Origin of the sequence: Endozoicomonas sp. SESOKO2, from assembly GCF_024606245.1 — a bacterium.
Classification (GTDB): Bacteria; Pseudomonadota; Gammaproteobacteria; order Pseudomonadales; family Endozoicomonadaceae; genus Endozoicomonas_A.
The window spans coordinates 1-21,361 of sequence record NZ_JAHHPQ010000745.1; the positions used below are offsets into that span (position 1 = coordinate 1).

The window sequence follows — 21,361 nt, forward strand, 5'->3', positions numbered from 1 at the left end:
AAGCAGAAATTTTTATCCTCAATTTCTTGCAATCCTCGCTACGGACGCTTAAGTCTGACAGGCTGCTAGTGGTTAAGAACCGCTGTTGTTTTTCTAAACAGGGGGTTCTTAACCGAAACAGGTTGTCTTATTTGTAGACTTCCAGCGAGTCAACAGTTATGGAATACAGGGTCTCTGTATACTCGGACTGAGTGGTCTCGACACGCAAAGTACCTACCAGCCAGTATGGGGTGTAGCCTGCCTCCTCGACTTTGATACCCCCTTTGCCTTCTTTGAATTTCACATAAACGGTCTGATTAGGTGGTGGTGGCGGTACGTGGATGCAGGCACCCATTGTTGGTACCAGCAACAACTCTGTCGCTCTTTGATCTTTATCCAGGTTCAGTGGCACGAGGTATCCCGGGATTCTTACCGTGCGCTTGTCCAGCTTTACAACCGGCGTCTGGCCCAGCTTATCCAGGTAGGCGATGACCTCATCTCTCCCCATTTCTCCGGCCTGGTAATTGTTAATGACTTGCTGATCCGGTGCAGGCATCAGCTCGTCCCAGGTGATTTCTATGGCGTCTGCTTTGGTTGTTGGCTTTTCCACCGGCTTGGCCTGAACGGCGACTGCTGGCAGCAAGGTGAGCAGTGTCGTCAGTATAAGGGATTTTCCTGTTTTCATGACGATTTCCTTTTTAGACTCTTATGGTCAGACCATCAGCAAGTGAGTTTTTATAGGCGCGCCAGGCTGGGATCATGCCCAGAACAATGGCACAGGAAATGATTATTCCAGCCAGAGACCATTCAAAGATCCCAGGTGCACTGATGGCCAGGTGCAGCCCCAGAACTTGTTGAACAACAGGCTGAATGGCGAGCAGCAGTCCATACAGTATAAGGAAGCCTAGCAGGGTTCCGGCTACTGCATAAATGACAGATTCAGTAATCATCAGGGTGAAGATATGGATGGGTCTTGCCCCTGCAGAGCGAAGAATGGCCATCTCACGTCGCCTTTCATTCAGAGAAGAGAGGATCGTAGTGAGCATGCCCATCAGACCAGCCAGTACTACCATGACGGAAACGACCAGGAGTGCTTTTTCTGCGGTGCTCACCAGTTGCCAGAGCTCCTGGAGGGCAACGCCGGGCAGAATGGCAGTCATGGCTTCCTGACGGTATTCATTCACTTTCCTCTGGTAGCGGAAAGCGCCAATACGGGATTTCAGGCCGACAAAATAGGCGGTAACACTGGCAGGCTGAAGATCCATAGCCAGCGTCTGATCTGCGGAAACCGAGAATGCGGCAATGGGTGGGGCACCGCTTACCCAGTCGATGTGGAGGGCTTCGATCCCCTCAAGGGAGATCATAATTATCCTGTCCGTGGGAGTGCCTGTTGGTTTGAGAATGCCTGAAACCGTGAAAGGTTTGTCGTCGTGTGACAGCAGGCTCTTACTTTCCACGCCGTGGCTCAGAACAAGGTTGTCACCGATCTCATAGCCAAGGCTGGCAGCGACTTCAGCTCCAAGAACAGCGTCGTACAAGGCCTTGAAAGGCTGACCCCTGGACAATTGCAGTGATTCGTCATCACCGTATCGAAAATGATTAAACATGTCATGGGTTGTACCTACAACCCGATAGCCGCGATGGGAATCGCCCAGAGAAATGGGAACAGACCAGGCAACGTTAGGGTCAGACGTCAGATCCTGATAAGTCTGCCAGGTGATATTGTTGGTGGCATTGCCAACGTGGAAAACAGAATACAACAGAAGATTTATGGAGCTGCTTCTTGCACCCACGATCAAATCGGTACCTGAAACGGTGTTGGTAAAGCTGTTTTTAGCTTCGACCCTTATACGTTCAACGCCCACTAGCAGAGCTACGCTGACAGCAATAGAGAATATCGTCAGCAGGGCGGTTGTTTTTCGGTTTTTAAGACTCTTCAAAGCCAGGCCTAAAATCGACATCAGTCCACCTCTATTGCTTTGCTGGTGGGAGAGGCAGGCGATGGAGGCTGACTGGCCCGGTTGATTTCATTAAGCACTATGCTGCGATCAAATAACGATTCAAGGCTCTGGTCGTGGCTGACAAACAACAGAGTGTTCCCCGCTGCTTCACATTCTGCGAACAGCAGATTGATGAACGCTTCCCGGGTGTCCGTGTCCAGGGCTGATGTGGGCTCGTCGGCAATGATCAGGTCAGGCTTGCCAATTAAAGCTCTGGCAGCCGCTACACGCTGCTGCTGTCCAATGCTCAGTTCAGTGACCGGACGATGGAGTAAGGATTCGTCCAGTTCCAGATGCCTGAGAAGACGTCTTGCTTCATCCTGTTCACTGTCAGCCATACTGGCGAGATTGCTTTTGCGCTGTTTGGCAAAACTCAGAGGCAGAGTAACGTTCTCAATCACAGAGAGATAGGGGATCAGATTGAACATCTGGAAGATAAAGCCAATATGATCAGCGCGGAAGAGATCGCGCTGTACCGGTGAAAAACGACTTATGTCGTTTTCTAGTACTTTAACCTGTCCCCGCTCCGCTGTAATGACGCCGCCGAGCAGTCCCAATAAAGTGGTTTTACCGGAGCCCGAAGGGCCTCTGACAAAAGCCTTTTCACCTCTGAATACAGTCAGTTCAGGAATATCCAGAACAGGTATTCCTGCTTTCCAGCTGAACTCAATAGCATTGAGTTCAATAACGTGGGAGCGGGAGTCAGTCATTTTAGAAGCGAACCTCTGGGTTGCTTTTGGTCATTTCGGCAGCCGTCTGACCTTTCTGGGTAAAGCCCTGAACACTTAAGGATTTACTGCGCTCGAACACTTCGAAGATTGAGGTGTTGATGATGTTTAGCTGACCGGGATTGCCACACTCAAAGACGTAGGTGGCTGAAATGTCCATATGCCCGCTATGCCCTTTGTGACCATGTTCATCATGATGATCGTGAGATGCATGCTCATCGTGATGATCGTGAGATACATGCTCGTCATGATCATCATGCTGGCGATCAGCAGAGCTTGTTGCCGCCCTGGCGCTGACCAGTTTGCAGGAGGCGGCAGGGGTCATGCTCCAGAGGTTGGCAGCTTCCAGTTTTTTTAAAGCCTCATGGAGCTGGTGGCGTTGTTTATCGGTAGTAACAGTCTCGAAGCCCAATACATCGTTGGCAGGCATTGTAAGTTCCAGGTGGACTTCTGAGCCTTCGACTGCAAAGTTGAGTTCACCCTGTCCGTGAACATGAGCGTCAACGTGGCGCTGCTCTCCGTCAGCGGCAGAAACAGTCAGGGACAGAACTCCGCAGGCAATACCGGCAGCCAGTTTGGTAAAAGTGTGCATAAAGTCACTCGTCGGATTATTTATCTGAAAAATAGGTTTTTTGGTTGATTGGTGACATCAGATAAAGGCCGGCGGGGCTCGGGTCAGTCTTTTGGTGGGGGTTTCCCAAGAAACGGAACGGGTTCTTTCTACAACGTTGTAGGGAACGAACAACCTGCTTTCTACAGTACACAGGCCCAGAGACGGAGGCGCCTGGGCTGTTAGCTGACAGCCTGCTGAGTGATGCTGGTCCCAATGCCAGTGATCGGCATGATCATTCAGAGAGAGTTGCTGGAATAGACTCTGATAGTTTGAGCTGAAGTCTTTATGGGTATTGTGTGTGTGACTGACGGAATATTGGACAACTAATAAATAAACGACAGAAACCAGACAGAATCGAAGAAGATTCGGTCTGTTTCTGTGGGCAGTGTTTATAAGGCTTATGGTTAGCATTCAGTCGTGTTGTCGAGACCTGTGTCATCATTGCCCGAATTATTCTCTAAAGCGCTAACAAAAAGCAATGCTATAAAACGCAGTCATTTGCGTTTAACCGAACTGTTTACCGTGCGCCTTGATATGAGTTTTTCGAATTAGAGCATGGTTTTAATCAGATTGCGACGAGTTAGCCAGGAAGTAATCAGTACTGCCAGTAAGTGCACGCCAACAAAGTAGTAAAGGCCATTCACTAGCATGGAGTGCCATTCGTAGACACCGTGCTCAAAGCCGAAGTCGGTATCCTGCAGCCACCCGGTAACCGCAGCCAGAGCCAGGATAATCCACATCAGCCAGACTGCAATAGCGCCCATCGGGTTGTGGCCATTTTCTCCCCGCTGTTGGGTTTTCAGCTCATGAAGGTGACGCTTGATGCCCGAGAACGAGGGTTTGATGTCTTCAATGCGAGCGGGTGCGGGGGCGAAAGTCAAGCCATAGAATAGTCTGAGTCCTATCAGGGCAAGGATGATCCAGCCAGAATATTCATGGTACTGTTCCCCCCCTTCAACCAGGAAATAGTTACTGAAAAAGAGCGCTGCAACCGTCCAGTGAATCAACTGAACGGCACGTGGCCATCGAAACCTTTCAGACATTGAACTCTCGATGGTATTTCTTTCTGATATCATTCAGTTTTTTCATTCTTTGTTTGGCCAGATCCAGATCTTTTTGATCGAGGGCTGCCTGAACACCTGCCAGACCGGTCAGCAGTTGATCAATACCTTTCTGGAATGCCTCAGGCGCGTCAGAGTAGCCGGTCTCTCTGGCGTTTTCTGCTTGTTCACGGAATTCAGTTACATAGCTTTGCATGTCTTCAATGGTTTTAGCTGAGCCAGAGCGTTTGAAATTGAAGCCCATTTTTTTCATCTCAGCGTTCAGCTGGTCGGAATGACCTGCGTGATGTGCAGAAGCAGGCATTGATGCCATGAATAAAGCGGACAGTACCAGTGGTATAAAGAGGGCTTTGGCAAGCGATTTCATCGAAACTTTCCGTATAAATATTTCACTCGGGCATCATAATGATTCTGGCGAGAAATAAGAAGGACAGTTGTGTAAACTTTTCGATTTAAGGGCACTGTCAATTAATGGCATGTCATAAAAAGATCTATCTATTTCCGTACATTTTTTACTGGCATAAAATTAGTTTGCTTTTCCTGTTGCCAGATTGTCCCCCTGCTCTTGCCAGTCTTTCAGGCCCCCTTTGAAGTGCATGATGTTGGTATAACCCCGGGCCGCAGCAAAGTCAGCACCGGCAAACCAGGACGTGCACTGTGGGCCACCACAATAAACAACAATGGGGTAATTTTTTAGGGTAGGGAGTCGGCTCTCCAGTGTGGTTTTGTCTGCCAGTGAGTAGGCGCCTGGCAGATGACCCTTGATGAAGGTATCAGCCCTGTTGGTATCCAGCACAAACACTTCTCCAGCATCCATTGCTTTTCGCAGGTTGGGGTATGAAATGGCTGGGTAGTCCTTACTGTAAGTCGAGAGCTTGTCTTCCACAGCCGTGTTCTCTGATGCTACCAATGTGGTGCTCAACAGGATCATAGTGCTAGCCAGCACAAGAGGGCATCTGAACCATCTACCTAACATGGGGCTTCTCCATTTTACTGCTAAAGCCCAGAGTATAGATGGTCGTTCAGAAGTGTGTGTTAGCTGGCTCCGAAGTTCTTTAAAGCCTGGATATAGGGTGAGGCGTGATGATGTGTTTCCAGGACCGACAGAAACGTGCGACCCTCTGGTGTGACAGGGTTTATCTCCAGACCTGTTTCCGAGTAAAAGTGCAGGAATCGTTCGAAGTCTCCGGCCCGAAGTGCACGATAAGCACGGGTCAGAATGTGTAAGGCTCGGTCCACTCCGGCAGGTGGCTCAAGGGTAAGCAGCTCTTTGATTCGTTCATCACTCAGTTCTTCGCCAATGACTTTCTGTTTGTCTTTTTTCATTGTTATACCCGATAGCTTTGACAATTTGACGGCATTGTACACGATGGGTTTTAAACTTTCAGGAACCTATATCTCAATGCTTTTATCAGGATTGTCGGAAATGTGGCGGATAAGGCATTTATAGCGGGTCAGGTGCACTGAATTATTCCGAAATGATATAAATTCTTCGAATAAGCATCTCAACTATGGATGATACTTAAATATATAAAGGAATAGACTGAAAGATTTAAGAGGAAGCAGGGATGTCAGTAACAGGTTCAGTAGGGGGGCAAAGTCCGATACAGACGGGTCAGCAGGGTTCTCATGAGGTTATAGAGAAAGCTGGTCCAAAAGCCCAAGGCCTGAATCGCAGTGTCGAAGTGCGTAATCATCCGAACTATTTGCCTCCCTCTCCACCATTGCATAGCGAGTTGCAGCAGTCAGTTCCTCCGGACACTTCACTCCATGAACGCAAGGGCGAAGCAGTAGAGGGTAAAAAGCACTTAGAAAAAGAGTCATCAGGCACTGCCAGCCCGGATAAGGTCAATGTCAAACGAGTCCTGAAGCAAAAGGTGGCTCATGTTTATGGAGAGTTGAAGCGTTTCTTCAAGCACGAAAACTGGAAGCCTGTGCCACGGGAATTGATTGATGGTGTTCGCAATAAAAGTTTGAAGCAGGATCTTACCACCAGAAATGACAAGGTAGAGCAATTGGCCGAGCTCAAAGGAAAAGCCAATGCCCTTGAGAAAAAACTGGTGGATTTTGATCAAAAGTACGCCAAATCACTGGAACTTTATGACAGGAGGGAAGCCCCTCCTAAAGAGGGTAAGTTTCCGGCCCCGGATGGAAAAACCTACGACTTTTCCAAGGCACAACTTTTTAATGAACGAAAGGAAATGTTGAACAATTTCAGAGACGCATTCAATAATGATGCCGGTTTCCAGAGTTACGACTCTGATGTAAGAGAGTTAAGAAGTACACAAGACAAGAGAGCCGAGCTGAAAGGGGAAATCAGGGAGCTAAGTCGATCCCTGAAGCTAAGGGTTGATTCCGCGGCATCGGAGAAAATTGAGTTCCGCCATCAACAACTCGACCGCCAGATGCAGGGCATTCAGCAGAAGGCTAATAAGAAAGTTAGTCAGAAATATAATGAGTACCGGGCAGAAATAACAAAATTGAGCAAAGCCGTAGTGGATAAAAAAGAAGAGCTGGCTGTCCAGAAAAGGGAGCATCAGCATAGGAGGGACTTTGAGATCCCGGCTTTGAAAGACAAGCTTAAGACGATCAATAACATGGCCCGACAGCGGCTTGCTGAAATTAATGACAACAAGTCATTGACTCCAGAGCAGAAACAGTCGGTCAAAAAGCGAGTGGTGGCCTCACTCAGTAAGCAGAGAGATAAGTTTGAAGGAGAGTTAAAGGTTCTTGAAGGCAAGGTTAAGGCTTATTCCAGTGACAGGGCTGCACTAAAGCGAGAATACTACGCTGCTATTTATATTAAGGCTGAGGCCAGTCAGGGAAAGGATTTTAAAAAAGAGATAGATGAAATTAGCAGGGGGCGAAAACATCAAGAGAAGGAAGTGCTTGAAGAGCGCAAGGCCGTTCCTAAGGACGTTGAACGGGAGCGTGCGGCGCTCAAGAAAAGCCTGCAGGGAAGAATGAACTCTACCGGAATTAAAAATCGTTGAACCAGTTTGCTGTCAGGTTTCCAGGTAAACTGGTTCAGTTGACTCAGTGATCAGTGGCCCTTCAAAGCAAAAATGCCGTTGGCATTCCGCCAGTAACCCTGATAATCCAGTCCGTAACCAAAAATGTAACGATCTTCAATTTCAAGACCGCAGAAGTCTGCCTTGAGGCCGGTGCGTGCTTTTCGGTCGTGCAGCTTGTCAACCAGAACAGCAGTCAGAACCTGCTCTGCACCCTGTTCCTTGCAGAAGTCGACAATAGCGTCCAGAGTGTGACCCTCGTCAAGAATGTCATCAACGATCAGAATCGTTCTGCCTTTCATGTCCTGTGAAGGGCGAACTTTCCAGTCCAGGTGGCCACCGGTTAATTGATCACGGTAGCGTGTGGCGTGCACGTATGAGGCTTCCAGGGGGAACTGCAGGTGGGTCAGCAGCTTTCCAGTAATGACCATGCCACCATTCATTACGCAGTAAACCAGTGGATTACTGCTGGACAGCTGTTCAGTAATAGCGCTGCCCATGTTCTTGATGGCTTCTTCTATCTGTTGTTCATTGTAAAGGCAGTCTGCCTCGTCGAGGACTTGCTGTATATGGTCGAGATCAACAGACATAGGATGGGAACCTCGTGGTAATTACTGGTAACGGGTCATTGGCTAACGACTGGCTTCTCCAGACCTTTTTGGTGGACAAGATTCGAGGCAGTGTAGACAAAAGTTGAACCGTCTAAAAAAGAGGGCAACGATACCTAGATTAGATGTGAACAGCAAGTTATAGCTTCACTCTGGTTGGGTGTGAGAAAAACTTGTAGGTGGGGTCGCAGAGGCTGTGTAAAAATAGGACCGTTTATGCCCGTGAAGTGGGTAGATTCAGTATTAACTGGAAGGCATCGGTAACTGACATGAGTGTACGTGAAATCAAGCACCCTCTGGTACAGCACAAGCTGGGCATTTTGCGCACCAAGGGTATCAGTACAAAAGGGTTTCGGACACTGGCTAATGAAGTGGGGTCGATGCTGACTTATGAAGCGACCAAAGACTTTGAGCTGGAAGATCATGTGATTCATGGCTGGGCCGGAGACGTCACTGTCAAACAGATCAAAGGTAAGAAAATCACTATTGTACCCATCCTCAGAGCAGGTCTGGGTATGATGGACGGAGTGCTTGATCTGGTGCCGAGTGCCCGGGTCAGTGTCGTAGGTCTCTATCGGGATGAAGAAACTCTTGAGCCGGTTCCTTACTTCGAAAAGCTGGTTAAGGACATCGATGAGCGCATTGCCCTGGTGCTGGACCCTATGCTGGCTACCGGTGGTTCTATGATTGCTACTATCGATATGCTCAAGAAAGCTGGCTGTAGGGAAATTCGCTGTCTGGTGCTGGTAGCGGCTCCGGAAGGTATCGAGAAAGTGCTTGCAGCACATCCGGATGTCACTCTCTTTACTGCGTCAGTGGATGATTGTCTGAATGAGCATGGCTATATCATGCCGGGTCTGGGTGATGCCGGAGATAAAATCTTCGGAACCAAATAGTGCTGAGAAAGCTTTCAGGGATGCAGTAAGTAATCAGTAGTTAAGATAAAAATTCCTTGTCGTTTATTTTTCCGTCGTAATGATCCGGGCTTTCTTCAGAGGCTTCGGATTCTGTGTGAGTTTCAATTTATAAGAGGCTAATTATGACTGATATAAACCTGTCAGATGATAGGATGCCGGCATGGCGGCAGATCCTGATGGGGGGACAGATGCTGTTTGTCGCCTTCGGTGCTCTGGTACTGGTGCCCTTGTTGACAGGGCTGGACCCCAATGTTGCTTTCTTTACCGCGGGTATTGGTACTCTGATATTCCAGTTGTGTACCAAGCGACAGGTGCCTATTTTTCTGGCCTCTTCTTTTGCCTTTATTGCGCCCATTACCTTTAGTGTTCAAAGTTGGGGGCTGCCTGCAACCCTGGGTGGTATGGTGGCAGCGGGCCTGTTTTATGTAGTGCTCAGCTTCATCATTCGCCTTAGGGGCAGCGGTATCCTTTATCGACTGTTTCCGCCAGTGGTAGTGGGGCCGGTGATCATGGTCATTGGTCTTGGGCTGGCGCCAGTTGCCGTTGATATGGCCAGTGGCGGTGACAGTTCCTCGATTGACGACAGTACCTCTCTGTTGCTGGCGGGCGTCACTCTGGTGGCAACACTGGCCATTTCCACTATGGCCGGTGGTATCTTTAAACTGATTCCGGTTTTGTGTGGAATCGGTGCTGGCTATATTGTTGCGTTGTTTATGGGAGTTGTCGATTTTCAGCCGGTCATTGATCGTCCATGGTTTGCTATTCCCGCGTTCACAGCCCCGGAGTTTAACTGGAATGCCATCCTGTTTATGGTGCCGGTGGCTATTGCTCCAGCCATTGAACATATTGGCGATATGCTGGCGATCAGTTCGGTTACCGGAAAGAAATACCTGGAAAAGCCCGGTCTGAAAAATACCCTGATGGGCGATGGTTTTGCTACTTCTGCTGCTGCAATGTTGGGTGGCCCTCCCAATACTACCTATTCAGAAGTCACCGGTGCGGTCATGCTGACAAAAGCTTTCAACCCTAAAATCATGACTTGGGCTGCAGTTATAGCCATTGCAGTGGCGTTTATCAGCAAAATCGGTGGCTTTCTGGCTACGATTCCAACGCCGGTGATGGGAGGAATCATGATGTTGCTGTTCGGTTCTATTGCCGTTGTCGGCCTGAGTACCATGATCAAGGCTCAGGTGGATCTGGGTAAACCTCGCAATCTGGTGATTGTCTCAGTTGTTCTGGTGTTTGGTATTGGTAATCTGGCTTTGTCGTTTGATGGGTTCACTCTGAAAGGGGTCAGCCTCTGTGCCATCACTGCCGTTTTACTGAATGCGATACTGCCTCATGCCGACAAGGAAGATAAGTTTCAGTCTTCAGATGTCTGAATTCAAGTGTTCCTGCCGGACAAGCTTATTTTACATTGATTCTGTCCAGCTCGGCATCAGATTCAAATAGCATGGATTCAGCTTCATCCAGATCATTGGCAATAGCGATGTATCGGGAGACACCCGTCAGATCCAGCAATGATCGAATAGGTCTTGAAACATTGCAAAGCGTGAGGCTGTGAAGCAGTGTTAATGTATTTCGAGTGTTGAGTAATACTCTCAGGCCTTCACTGCTGATACTGAATAGCTGTGAGCAGTCCAGGATCAGATGACGATTACCCTCAAAGGTGGCGGCTTCGATAGCGCGATCGAGCATTTGTGAGGTAACGGCGTCCACTTTACCTTCTACTTCCAGCAGGGTGTAATTGTAGTGATCTTCCAGATTGATGGATAAAGCCATAGTATTACTCCTTTAAAAATGGCTGTTTTGTTGGAGGATATCCTAAGACCTATTGGCAGGAAGTGGTATAACAAGCTTGACAGTATTGCTGACAATTTCAGATGAGCAGGTTTTGCTGGTAGGTCTTTTGGTGGGTGTGGCTATTCCAGTGGGGCAGCAGGTTTTAGATCTGCTGACTTTTCTCAATGAATTTTGAGCAATAAAAAGGGGTGCACTATCACCCCTTTTTAAATGTCATATCAGAGGGCTAGCCAGCGCTGTAGAAAGTCGCTGAGCCAGGTCCAACCGGCAGGCCCATTACAAAGACCCAGACGAAGAACAATACACTCCAGCCAATCACGAAGAACATGGAGTAAGGCAGCATCATGGAGATCAGGGTGCCAATGCCGAGGTCTTTCTTATAGCGTGAAGCAAACGCAACGATCAGGCCAAAGTAACTCATCATTGGCGTGATGATATTGGTGACTGAGTCACCGATACGGTATGCGGCTTGAATGACTTCAGGAGCGTAGCCCACCAGCATCAACATTGGCACAAAGATGGGTGCAGTAACGGCCCACTGGGCAGAAGCGGAGCCAATCATCAGGTTCACAAAACCACACATCAGAATGAAGACGACGAACAGCAGTGGTCCGGTCAGGCCGATGTTCTGGAGGAACTCGGCACCCAGCACCGCAAAGATGGTTCCCAGGTTGGTCATGCCGAAGAAAGCGACAAACTGAGCAGCAAAGAATACCAGGACAATGTACATGCCCATGGTGCTCATGCTCTTGGACATGCAGTCGATCACGTCTCTGTCATTCTTGACGGTGCCTACTGTTTTACCGTAGACAAAGCCAGGAATCGCAAAGAAGATCAGAATCATGGCAACAATGCCCTTCAGGAATGGAGAGCCTGCAACAGCACCTGTTTCAGGGTGTCTGAGTACGCCCCACTCTGGAACAATGGTCAGAGCCATCACACCCACCAAGACCAGCAATGCCAGTCCGGCCCGTTTCAGGCCGCGCCTCTCAAGGTCAGTGACTTCTTCCATTTTGTCTTCAGAAAGATCAACAGAAGCTTCCGATTCGTTATACTGGCCCAAACGAGGCTCAATGATCTTATTAGTGACCCAGGTACCCACGAAGGTGATCAGGAAGACACTGACAGACATGAAGTACCAGTTAGCTTCAGGACCTACGACATAAGCCGGGTCAATCATTCTGGCGGCAGTTTCAGTGATGCCGGACAGCAGTGGGTCAACGGTACCCAGCAGCAGGTTGGCGCTATAGCCACCGGAAACACCGGCAAAAGCGGCAGCCAGACCGGCCAGAGGGTGTCTTCCCAGCGAGTGGAAGATCATCGCCGCCAGAGGAATAACAACCACGTAGCCCAGCTCAGAAGCAGTATTGGACAGAATACCGGCAAACACAACGATCATGGTTACGGTGTTACGGGATGCCTTCATCACCAGTGAGCGAACCAGTGCACTGAGCAATCCGGAGTGTTCTGCGATAGCCACGCCCATGAGCGCTACCAGCACGGTGCCCAGAGGCGCAAAGCCGGTGAAATTGGTGACCAGCTTGGTCACAATCATTCGCAGACCATCACCTGTCAGCAGGTTAACGACATGAATCATGCCATCTGCTGCACGGCCTGCAACGCCTTCCGGACGGGGGTCAACAACACTCAGACCTGCCCATGAGGCGATACCACTGATGATAACAATACCAACAGCAAACAGGGCAAACAGGGTGATTGGATGGGGTAACAGGTTACCCAGCCACTCTACAGTAGCGAGGAAACGGTCAAAGGCGGTGCGATTATTGTTGCTGTTATTTGCATCACCTGTTGGGAGAGTTTCGGACTGGTACGACATACTTCCGCTCCAAACAGTTTTAGTAGGTTTTAGCCAGCGTCTTTACTTTTAGTTTTGACAGCCTGACCATAAGTAACACTCATTCGTTAAATGGTTGTGGTTGTGGTCTTTTAGCGAATAAGTGCGACGGATAAGTCAGGCAAATGGCCCTGACAAAAAGATAAGCTGGACTAATTTCCCAGAAAATCGGCCGGCATGATACTCTGAAACAGGATTTTTTTACAAATTTAGTTATAAATATTTATTTTTTATTTGGTTTGAATCTTATTTTAAAAGACGTTGGTCAAGTAAATTGAAAAGCTTATGCCCTTGTTATGCCAGTGACGGGGATCTTTTAGAGGTGAGCATGGCAAGTAAATCTTCCTCAGTGCAGCTAATCGTGAGTAAGGTCATCTTGTCGATGAATGGTCAGAGCCTGTAACGCCTTGATTATACTTAGGAAGTAATTTTGTAGGTAAGGAGTGCGGGCATGAACGCCGGGCGTAATAAATCTCACACAGACGGTCAACCTCCCAGGCCAATGGATACAGGCAATGCGCCTCATTCAAGGGGCGCATCAGGTAGTTCGGCAGCTTTCAATACTCGCAATGTGACAAGGGAGGAAGACCTTCCCTGTAAACTGACTGTTTACCTCGACTATGGCCATAGTTTTGTCAGGCTTGAAAACAAAGAAAGAGGCGTCAACATTGCCCGTGGTCTCTATCCATACAGGCCTCATGTGACCATTGAACAAGAAGTTTCACCATTGGAGATGCAAGAAGAGTCTGATGAGCTGGAAAAGCACTCTGCATATACTTCTTTACTTTTTCAAGAGGTTAAGCCAGCCAGCAGTGTGTCCGAGAGAGCTATCTTATCGGTTAATGGATCTAGTGAGATTTTTCGTGGATTGTATTCTTATGAAGACTCTGTGCACGTGTTGGATGAAGTCGAGAGCTATAAAGACCTTAAAGGTATTGATCATATCCCTAAAGTCACTTTCTTCATTTCCCGGAAAGAGGCTTTGGATGTGGAGAAATACATCTCGCAATACACCGATGCTTGCGAAAAAAAAGAGGAAAGTTGTTTATATAAATTGATTGGGTTTAATTGTATTGATTTTGCTCAGGAAGTTTTTTCAAAAACCGGTTATCCCGGACATTATATTCAATATTTCACGCCTTCCCTTCTGGCTCACGACTGTGGCTATGCGACACTCTATGCAGCAGGCTGCCATCCAGTAGTCAAAAATACCGCTTCGATAGGTGGGACACTGATGTTGGCAGTCGTCGTTGGCAAATACGCAGTTCCCAAAATGAAGGAAACTGCCAGAATGGTTGGCAGCTGGATGTGTGGATGGGTGTGGCCTGAGCAGCCGGCAGTTGCTGCGAAACAGGAAGATGTGAATGAGTTGAAGCAGCTTCATAGCAGTGTTAAATCTACCAACCTATTCTGTGAGACGTTCTGGGAAGGTTGTAAGGAAAGAGATGCCCAAGCGAAAAGGCTGATCAGTGACAGTATTGATCTGCAGGCACGTTTTGATGATCTGGAAGAGCTGATCAAAACGGAGGGTTATCGTGGTAGAAATCAATCATTTATCTATGAAGAGCTTCAGAGTATTCAGGACGGTTTCACTGAATTCTTCAAGCAGGCTACTGATATGAAGAGTGCTAAAAACAGCAAAGAGTGAGTGGATTAATCTCTTTCATATAGTTCCATTTTTACAATGCTGTATCTGTATTCCCCGATTTTCTTCTATGTCTTTTCCGATAGCTTCTATCCTGTACATTTGATTTCCCAGTCAGTGAGCAAGCTTGATGAAAGAGTTCAGTTCCCTTCTGGCTATCCTTGTTGGGGTGAGTATCTTTGCAGCTGCAGATTCGCCCTTGCCGGGTGCTTCTGGAAAACGACAAAGTACGGAGCCTATTCCCGTATACACCAACCCTCCTACGACCTGTCCCTTGAATGCCGTTGATCAGTGTTCGCCTCTTAAACTATTGACCTGGAATGTGAACCTGATGACATCCTATGACTTTTTCGAGTTCTTGATGTGGTGGTTTGGTGGTCAAGACATGAACGACCCGGAAATCAGGGCTGAAGAAATCACCCAGTACATGGTCAAGAGGGATTATCACATTGTCGTACTTCAGGAAATGGGTGATCAGTATCTTAGAGATGTTGTCAATAAGGGCATGAGAGAGGCGGGGTATTATATGACGCCTGTTTTGGGTGAAGGATGGAAATGGCTGCTGTATGGCAGGCTATTCAATGGCGGGGTCATGGTTTACAGCAAGGCGCCGATTCTGGAGATGCGTGAATTTGTCTTTCCTATGCCGGCAGGTAATCAGGGCTGGTGTGCCGTCGGTGCCTGGTATATCAAAGTGCCTACCCGTAGTGGGAATCTACATGTGTTCGGTCTCCATTTGCAAACGGTGCAAAATAATGCCGACAATGAATACAAAGGTCTGGTCAAGCATTATGATTATCTTGGGAAAGTGAAGAATCAATTGAATATACCCAGCCATGAAGCGGTTATTTACATGGGAGACTTCAATTCTGATGCAGGCAGACAGGACGGAGAAGCCGTAGGGGATGAATATTTTCAAATTCTGCTGGAAACTCTGGTCAGTCGTCAGGCAGCCGATTTTGTCAAGACCTCTCTACCGTATTCCTTTGACATCTATGAAAATGAAATGGCCAAGGGGAAGGGCCCTTACCGGGGTACCCTGGATAATATTCTTTGCGACAAGAGACATGTCTGTCCAGTGAGTGGTTACATGACAATTCTCCAGGCCAATCAATCACGAAGCCGATTAGGTGTGATGTCTGATCATTATCCCGTTGAGGGTATTTTGTACTTCACTCATTATTAAGTCTTTGAATGTAATATCCCCCGCCCCCTGGGCGAGGTAGCTGGTATTCTTTGGGTTTTTATTCGGCTATCAGGCGTCCAGCTTCTCCTTGAGCATTTGGTTAACCATACCCGGGTCAGCCTTGCCTTTTGAGGCCCTCATGGCCTGACCGACAAAGAAGCCGATCATCTTGCTACGCTTTTCAGGAGGCGCAGCGCGATAGTTTTCGACTTGTTGGGCATTGGCAACAAGCACTTCGTCGATCATAGATTCAATGGCATCGGTGTCAGTTACTTTCCTGAGATCTTGTTTCTCAATGATTTCATCTGCATTTTTACCGTCGCCTTTCCACAGGGCCTCAAAGACCTGCTTGGCGACCTTGCCAGTGATAGTGTTGTCTTTGATGCGGGTAATCAGGCCTGCCAGCATGTCAGCGGTGACCGGGCTCTCTGAAATGCCAATGCTGTTGGCGTTCAGGGACTTGGATACTTCGCCCAGAACCCAGTTGGAAGCCAGTCTGGCATCGCCACTGATGTTCGCAGCAGTTTCGAAGAAAGCAGCTGTCGCCTGATCGCCTGACAGAATTTCAGCATCCACTTCACTCAGCCCCAAGTCACTGACAAAGCGGGCTTTTTTAGCATCTGGCATTTCTGGCATTTCAGCACGGAGCTTTTCCAGACGGCTGTCTTCGATCAGAACTGGCAGCAGGTCGGGGCAGGGGAAGTAACGGTAATCGTTGGCTTCTTCCTTGCTGCGCATGGAGCGGGCTTCATCGGTGTCGCCGTTGTAGAGACGGGTTTCCTGAATGACGTCACCACCGTCTTCTATCAGGTCGATCTGACGTTCCACTTCTTTCAGGATTGCTGCTTCCATGAATTTGAAGGAGTTCAGGTTCTTTGTTTCAGTGCGGGTACCGAGTTCTTTCTGGCCCTTTGGACGTACAGAGACGTTTACATCAAAGCGCATGGAGCCCTGTGACATTTCACCATCGCAGATGCCCAGGGTGGTTACGATGGAGTGCAGTTTTTTGGCGAAGGCCACGGCTTCTTCTGCGTTACGCATGTCGGGTTCTGTTACAATCTCAATCAGAGGTGTGCCAGCACGGTTCAGGTCGATGCCGGACATGCCGTGGTAATCTTCATGCAGACTCTTGCCTGCATCTTCTTCCAGATGGGCGTGATGAATGCGAACTGTTTTGGTCGAGCCATCTTTCAGAGTAATCTCAACGTGACCTGCACCGACAATGGGCTTCTCCAACTGAGTTGTCTGGTAGCCTTTTGGCAGATCGGGATAGAAGTAGTTCTTACGTTCGAAAACATTAACTTTGTTGATCTCGGCATCAATGCCCAGACCAAATTTGATGGCCATGTTGATGGCTTCTTCGTTCACTACCGGCAAAACACCGGGCAGACCCAGATCGACAGCACAGGCCTGAGTGTTGGGTTCGGCACCGAAAGCGGTAGAAGCGCCGGAGAAAATCTTGGTTTTCGTGGCAAGCTGAACGTGAATTTCCAGCCCGATAACGGTTTCCCATTGATCCGTTGACAGTGGCCAGTTATCAGTTTTCAGTTGGCTCGGAGTTGTTTGAGACACTTTTCAAATCCTCGAAATTTAATCCGCTGCAAACTGTGTCTCAGGAGGTAAACCTGAAGCACAATCTACTGAGTACTGTTAACTATTAATCGGGAGCTGTTTATGAAAGTCGGTAGCTTGCTGGAAACGGTGGGCGGCGTTCAGCAGTCGGGACTCATCAAAGTGACGGCCAATCATCTGCAAACCGACTGGACGGCCGTTGGCCATTCCGGCTGGAACCGACATGCCGGGCAGGCCCGCAAGATTAACAGACAGGGTGTAAATATCGGACAGATACATGGCAATAGGATCGTCGCTCTTCTCGCCAATGTTGAAGGCAGAAGTCGGAGCGTTAGGACCCATGATGATGTCACACTGTTCAAAAGCATTCATAAAGTCATCACGGATCAGGCGACGAATCTTTTGGGCTTTCTTGTAGTAGGCATCGTAGTAACCTGCAGACAGCGCGTAAGTACCCACCAAAATACGACGTTTGACTTCTTCACCAAAACCTTCACTGCGGCTGCGTTTGTACATATCCATCAGGTCTTCAGGGTTTTCACATCGGTGACCAAAACGGGCACCGTCGAAGCGAGACAGGTTTGAGGAAGCTTCAGCCGGAGCAATCACGTAATAAGAAGGAATGGATAGCTCCAGGTTAGGCAGGCTGACTTCTTTGACCCTCGCACCCAGCTTTTCATACTCGGCAACGGCGTCACGCACACGTTGTTCAACTTCAGAATCGAGGCCCGTTGAAAAATATTCTTTTGGTAAACCAATCGTCAGGCCTTCCAGGGAATCATTCAAATGAGCTGTGTAATCGGGTACTTCACGATCCAGACAAGTGGAATCACGGTGATCAAAGCCGGCCATTACATTCAGCATCAGGGCGGCATCTTCGGCAGTCCGGGTCATTGGACCTGCCTGATCAAGACTGGATGCATAAGCAATCATGCCGTAACGGGATACACGACCGTAGGTAGGCTTAAGACCCGTGATACCACAATGAGATGCTGGCTGACGGATAGAGCCGCCAGTGTCAGTGCCCGTAGCGCCGGCTGCCAGTCTGGCTGCAACACAGGCTGCAGAACCGCCGGAGGAGCCGCCGGGAATGGCCTGGGTATCCCAAGGGTTTTTCACAGCACCATAGTAGCTGTTTTCGTTGGAGGAACCCATGGCGAACTCGTCCATGTTGGTTTTACCCAGCATGACAGAACCGGCTTCCTTGAGTTTATGGGTAACCGTTGATTCATAAGGTGCTATAAAGTTGTCCAGAATTTTGGAGCCGCAAGTCGTTTTAACACCTTCTGTACAAAATAGATCCTTGTGGGCCAGAGGAATACCGGTCAGCGCCGAGGCATCGCCTGTTGCACGACGTTCGTCGGCAGCCTTGGCTTGTTCCAGTGCCAGATCTTCGGTCACTGTTATGTAGCTGTTGTAGTTGCCGTCTAGCTTTTTGATTCGGTCAAGGTAGAGCTGGGTCAGCTCAAGACTGGACAGTTCGCCGTTGGCCAGGGCCCGGCTTTGTTCTGAGAGTGATTTGTCGTACATGATTCTGGGTAATCGCTTTAAATCAGGGTAAGGGGTTGAGGCTGCTGCTTGGCATCAAGTCAGCTCACTCAATCACTTTTGGAACCAGGAACAGTCCGTCTTCAACGACCGGCGCACAGCTCTGCAGCTGCTCGCGATTATTCTCTTCAGACACCACGTCTTTGCGCAGGCGCTGGGTGGCATCCAATGGGTGAGCTAAGGGTTCCACGTGATCGGTTTTAACCATCTGCATCTGGTCAACCAGTTCGAGAATGCGATTGATGGTATCGGCAGTCGTCTCTAACTGGCTTTCATCTATGGATAATCGTGCCAAATTGGCAACCTTCTGAATTTCAGAGGCATCAACGGCCATGGTTATCTCCGAATTCGGGCTTTAGAAGCGGTCATAACCAGCTTTCCCTGCTTTTGTGAGGCAAGCAGAGCGCTGGACGTGAGAAATAAAGGCTAAATGTATGGGGTATGAAGGGGAATCTCAAGGTGTAGTCAAGATTAATTCTTGTAGATAGGGTTTCAAGAGCAGGTTTGGGTCGGAACCACAAAGATAACAACGCTTTGTGGTTCCTCAAGGGAGTCAAGCTGCTTGCACATGGGCTTGGGCTTCGAGTTTCTCAACTAATCCAGGTTCCAGTTTCAGCTGTCTCCCCAACTCTTCAAGGTAGGTTTTTTCCATGGTGTTTTGTTCATCTACTACGAGAAGAGAGGCAAGGTAGACCTCAGAGGCTTCTTCAGGGCTGAACACTTCATTGGCAACTTCTACCGGATCAAGAGGTTTTTCCAGTTCCTGTTGCACAAATTGATTCAGTTCTGAAGTGGTTCCCATTGACTCGAAGGCTTTATGAATTCTTTCCCTTTCGGCGTCATCCACGTGGCCATCGGCTTTGGCAGCCGCAATCATGGCCTTGAGAATCACTTGACTTTGTCTCTCCTCATTTTCCGGCATCAGTTCCATATCGCTGGAGTCTTGTTGGTCACCTTCAGACTGATTGGCCCAGCCCTTGTAGGTTTTCAGAGCTAATGCTCCCAGAGCTGCCACACCACCCGCTTCGGCTGCTCTGCCTGCCATGGTGCTGCCTTTTTTGGAGTCAAGGAATAAAGACAACGCACCGCCAGTCAAAGCGCCTTTTCCCAGACCAGAAAATATGGAGCTGCCATCGCTGTCTGATGAAGAGGTGCTCAGTCCTTCCCCCAGTTTGCTTTTACCTTCACTGATCAGGGAAGAACCTGAGCTGAGAACTTGATTAAATAAACCTTTAAAATCCATAACGGCCTCCCGTTTAGATTCTGTTCATAACGAGGGGTACTTTACGCCCGTTCATCTGGTTTGCATGAATAGGCAGAGTAAAGGTTTGTTAGTATCGGGTAAGGATTATTAAAATTCTCAAAATAACCCAATAAGAGGGCGTTAAGTTTCGGGCTTTATATGAGAGATGCGAATAGTGTCTCATTTTTCAACGAGACACCAGATTAGCTAAGATCGTTCAAAAAAAGTGAAACGGAAGCTTAAGATTTTTCATAATATTTCAAAATTATGAATGGCGGCCATTGAGAACGCAAGCTAACTGCATTAGGTTATCCTATGGTCTGTGGTGAATGGCCATGTGGCAATCCTCCATTTTGGCCCTGAATAGCTCGTGTTGGACCATAGAGATTGTGGAATTGTCGCTTGCTCTGAGTACTGTGCATTGATAGAGTTTGCGGCATTTAAAGAAAGCCTTGAATCAAGGTAATACAGAAAATGCTGAAAAGGTTACGGGGTCTGTTCTCCAGCGATTTATCGATCGACTTGGGAACGGCTAACACATTGGTCTATGTCCGCGAAAAGGGAATAGTCCTGAATGAGCCATCGGTTGTGGCCATTCGAAACTGGGGAACACAGAAGAGCGTAGTAGCAGTTGGTGCTGACGCCAAGCGCATGTTGGGAAGAACTCCGGGCAATATCACCGCTATCCGGCCCATGAAAGATGGTGTGATTGCAGACTTTGATGTCTGCGAGCGTATGCTTCAGCATTTTATTAATAAAGTGCATGAGAACAGTTTTATTCAGCCCAGTCCTCGAGTGCTGGTCTGTGTTCCCTGCAAGTCCACCAAAGTGGAACGCAGAGCCATTCGTGAGTCCGTTCTGGGCGCTGGTGCCCGCGAAGTTTATCTGATTGAAGAGCCTATGGCAGCGGCTATTGGAGCCGGTTTGCCAGTAGAGGAGGCTAGTGGTTCCATGGTGGTCGATATTGGCGGTGGTACCACCGAGATCGCCATTATCTCTCTGAGCGGTGTTGTCTATTCCGAATCTGTGAGAGTGGGCGGAGACCGTTTTGATGATGCGATCGTAACCTACGTTCGCCGAAACTATGGTAGCCTTATTGGTGACTCAACCGCTGAGCGCATCAAACAGGAGATTGCGATTGCCTACCCCAGCGATGAGCTGATGGAAATTGACGTCCGTGGTCGTAATCTTGCTGAAGGTATTCCGCGTAGCTTTACCCTGAACAGCAATGAGATTCTGGATGCCCTGCAGGAATCCCTGAGTGCGATTGTTCAAGCGGTTAAAAGTGCGTTGGAACAGTCTCCACCGGAACTGGCTTCCGACATTGCCGAGCGAGGTCTGGTGCTGACTGGTGGTGGTGCCCTGTTGCGTGACCTGGACAAACTGATCAGTGAAGAGACCGGTTTGCCAGTTCTGGTGGCTGAAGACCCACTGACCTGTGTTGCCCGAGGTGGTGGTCGAGCTCTGGAAATGATGGACAAGCATTGCATGGATTTACTGTCTACAGACTGATCATGAGTGGGGCGTTGTTCCAGCCAAACAACAGGCCAAACGGTTATCGTCTGGCCTGTTGTTATGTGTGAAGCCTGTAT

At 48.6% G+C, this 21,361-nt stretch carries 21 protein-coding genes; 6 read left to right on the forward strand and 15 right to left on the reverse strand.

Annotated elements, in window-relative coordinates:
• Positions 1-127: 127 nt before the first annotated feature.
• From KDK17_RS17635 to KDK17_RS17670, 8 genes are all read right to left on the reverse strand, one after another.
• Complete coding sequence (locus KDK17_RS17635) at positions 128-664, reverse strand: DUF3299 domain-containing protein (RefSeq protein WP_257288694.1); 537 nt, start codon at positions 662-664, stop codon at positions 128-130.
• A gap of 13 nt (positions 665-677) precedes the next feature.
• On the reverse strand, positions 678-1,940 hold the full coding sequence (locus tag KDK17_RS17640; protein WP_257253611.1) for an ABC transporter permease: 1,263 nt from the start codon (positions 1,938-1,940) through the stop codon (positions 678-680).
• Entirely contained in the window at positions 1,940-2,689 is a 750-nt protein-coding gene (locus KDK17_RS17645) for an ABC transporter ATP-binding protein (RefSeq protein WP_257253612.1), read from the reverse strand. Before KDK17_RS17645 ends, KDK17_RS17640 begins: the two co-directional genes overlap by 1 nt.
• Position 2,690: 1 nt before the next feature.
• Positions 2,691-3,299, reverse strand: coding sequence for a DUF2796 domain-containing protein (locus KDK17_RS17650; RefSeq protein ID WP_257253614.1), 609 nt, complete (start codon positions 3,297-3,299; stop codon positions 2,691-2,693).
• A 569-nt stretch (positions 3,300-3,868) separates the two neighbouring features.
• Positions 3,869-4,363 (reverse strand): cytochrome b/b6 domain-containing protein, encoded by a 495-nt coding sequence (locus KDK17_RS17655; RefSeq protein ID WP_257253615.1) that lies wholly within the window; start codon positions 4,361-4,363, stop codon positions 3,869-3,871.
• The gene (locus tag KDK17_RS17660; protein WP_257253616.1) at positions 4,356-4,748 is read right to left on the reverse strand and encodes a cytochrome b562; all 393 of its coding nucleotides are present in this window, start codon (positions 4,746-4,748) and stop codon (positions 4,356-4,358) included. Before KDK17_RS17660 ends, KDK17_RS17655 begins: the two co-directional genes overlap by 8 nt.
• A gap of 159 nt (positions 4,749-4,907) precedes the next feature.
• The gene (locus tag KDK17_RS17665) at positions 4,908-5,312 is read right to left on the reverse strand and encodes a rhodanese-like domain-containing protein (protein WP_257253617.1); all 405 of its coding nucleotides are present in this window, start codon (positions 5,310-5,312) and stop codon (positions 4,908-4,910) included.
• 104 nt (positions 5,313-5,416) lie between these two features.
• Entirely contained in the window at positions 5,417-5,707 is a 291-nt protein-coding gene (locus tag KDK17_RS17670) for a PA4642 family protein (protein ID WP_257253619.1), read from the reverse strand.
• 242 nt (positions 5,708-5,949) lie between these two features.
• Between KDK17_RS17670 and KDK17_RS17675 the strand changes: the two genes are divergently transcribed.
• The gene (locus KDK17_RS17675; protein ID WP_257288695.1) at positions 5,950-7,374 is read left to right on the forward strand and encodes a hypothetical protein; all 1,425 of its coding nucleotides are present in this window, start codon (positions 5,950-5,952) and stop codon (positions 7,372-7,374) included.
• A 50-nt stretch (positions 7,375-7,424) separates the two neighbouring features.
• Here KDK17_RS17675 and KDK17_RS17680 read toward each other — a convergent pair whose 3' ends face one another.
• The gene (locus KDK17_RS17680; RefSeq protein WP_257279794.1) at positions 7,425-7,982 is read right to left on the reverse strand and encodes a hypoxanthine-guanine phosphoribosyltransferase; all 558 of its coding nucleotides are present in this window, start codon (positions 7,980-7,982) and stop codon (positions 7,425-7,427) included.
• A 287-nt stretch (positions 7,983-8,269) separates the two neighbouring features.
• Here KDK17_RS17680 and upp point away from each other — a divergent pair, with 287 nt between their 5' ends.
• Positions 8,270-8,896: a uracil phosphoribosyltransferase gene (gene upp / locus KDK17_RS17685; RefSeq protein WP_257253624.1), complete on the forward strand. Its 627-nt coding sequence runs from the start codon at positions 8,270-8,272 to the stop codon at positions 8,894-8,896.
• 143 nt (positions 8,897-9,039) lie between these two features.
• The gene (locus KDK17_RS17690; RefSeq protein ID WP_257253625.1) at positions 9,040-10,299 is read left to right on the forward strand and encodes a uracil-xanthine permease family protein; all 1,260 of its coding nucleotides are present in this window, start codon (positions 9,040-9,042) and stop codon (positions 10,297-10,299) included.
• A 25-nt stretch (positions 10,300-10,324) separates the two neighbouring features.
• Here KDK17_RS17690 and KDK17_RS17695 read toward each other — a convergent pair whose 3' ends face one another.
• On the reverse strand, positions 10,325-10,699 hold the full coding sequence (locus KDK17_RS17695) for an STAS domain-containing protein (RefSeq protein WP_257253626.1): 375 nt from the start codon (positions 10,697-10,699) through the stop codon (positions 10,325-10,327).
• 247 nt (positions 10,700-10,946) lie between these two features.
• Complete coding sequence (locus KDK17_RS17700; protein ID WP_257253628.1) at positions 10,947-12,557, reverse strand: AbgT family transporter; 1,611 nt, start codon at positions 12,555-12,557, stop codon at positions 10,947-10,949.
• Between the two features lie 469 nt (positions 12,558-13,026).
• On the opposite strand from KDK17_RS17700, the gene KDK17_RS17705 reads away from it, so the two are divergent.
• Positions 13,027-14,223, forward strand: a complete 1,197-nt coding sequence (locus KDK17_RS17705; protein ID WP_257288696.1) for a hypothetical protein — start codon at positions 13,027-13,029, stop codon at positions 14,221-14,223.
• Positions 14,224-14,350: 127 nt separating this feature from the next.
• Complete coding sequence (locus KDK17_RS17710) at positions 14,351-15,406, forward strand: endonuclease/exonuclease/phosphatase family protein (RefSeq protein ID WP_257279793.1); 1,056 nt, start codon at positions 14,351-14,353, stop codon at positions 15,404-15,406.
• A 69-nt stretch (positions 15,407-15,475) separates the two neighbouring features.
• On the opposite strand, the gene gatB is transcribed toward KDK17_RS17710, so the two are convergent.
• The 4 genes from gatB to KDK17_RS17730 all read right to left on the reverse strand — a co-directional run bounded on the left by gatB (position 15,476) and on the right by KDK17_RS17730 (position 19,769).
• Positions 15,476-16,978 carry an Asp-tRNA(Asn)/Glu-tRNA(Gln) amidotransferase subunit GatB gene (gene gatB / locus KDK17_RS17715; RefSeq protein WP_257253632.1) on the reverse strand — a complete coding sequence of 501 codons (1,503 nt, stop codon included), beginning with the start codon at positions 16,976-16,978 and terminating at the stop codon, positions 15,476-15,478.
• A gap of 78 nt (positions 16,979-17,056) precedes the next feature.
• On the reverse strand, positions 17,057-18,508 hold the full coding sequence (gene gatA, locus KDK17_RS17720) for an Asp-tRNA(Asn)/Glu-tRNA(Gln) amidotransferase subunit GatA (RefSeq protein ID WP_257288697.1): 1,452 nt from the start codon (positions 18,506-18,508) through the stop codon (positions 17,057-17,059).
• A gap of 64 nt (positions 18,509-18,572) precedes the next feature.
• Positions 18,573-18,860: an Asp-tRNA(Asn)/Glu-tRNA(Gln) amidotransferase subunit GatC gene (gatC, locus tag KDK17_RS17725; RefSeq protein WP_257253635.1), complete on the reverse strand. Its 288-nt coding sequence runs from the start codon at positions 18,858-18,860 to the stop codon at positions 18,573-18,575.
• 219 nt (positions 18,861-19,079) lie between these two features.
• The gene (locus KDK17_RS17730; RefSeq protein ID WP_257253636.1) at positions 19,080-19,769 is read right to left on the reverse strand and encodes a tellurite resistance TerB family protein; all 690 of its coding nucleotides are present in this window, start codon (positions 19,767-19,769) and stop codon (positions 19,080-19,082) included.
• Positions 19,770-20,243: 474 nt separating this feature from the next.
• Here KDK17_RS17730 and KDK17_RS17735 point away from each other — a divergent pair, with 474 nt between their 5' ends.
• On the forward strand, positions 20,244-21,281 hold the full coding sequence (locus tag KDK17_RS17735) for a rod shape-determining protein (protein WP_257253637.1): 1,038 nt from the start codon (positions 20,244-20,246) through the stop codon (positions 21,279-21,281).
• Positions 21,282-21,361 lie beyond the last annotated feature (80 nt).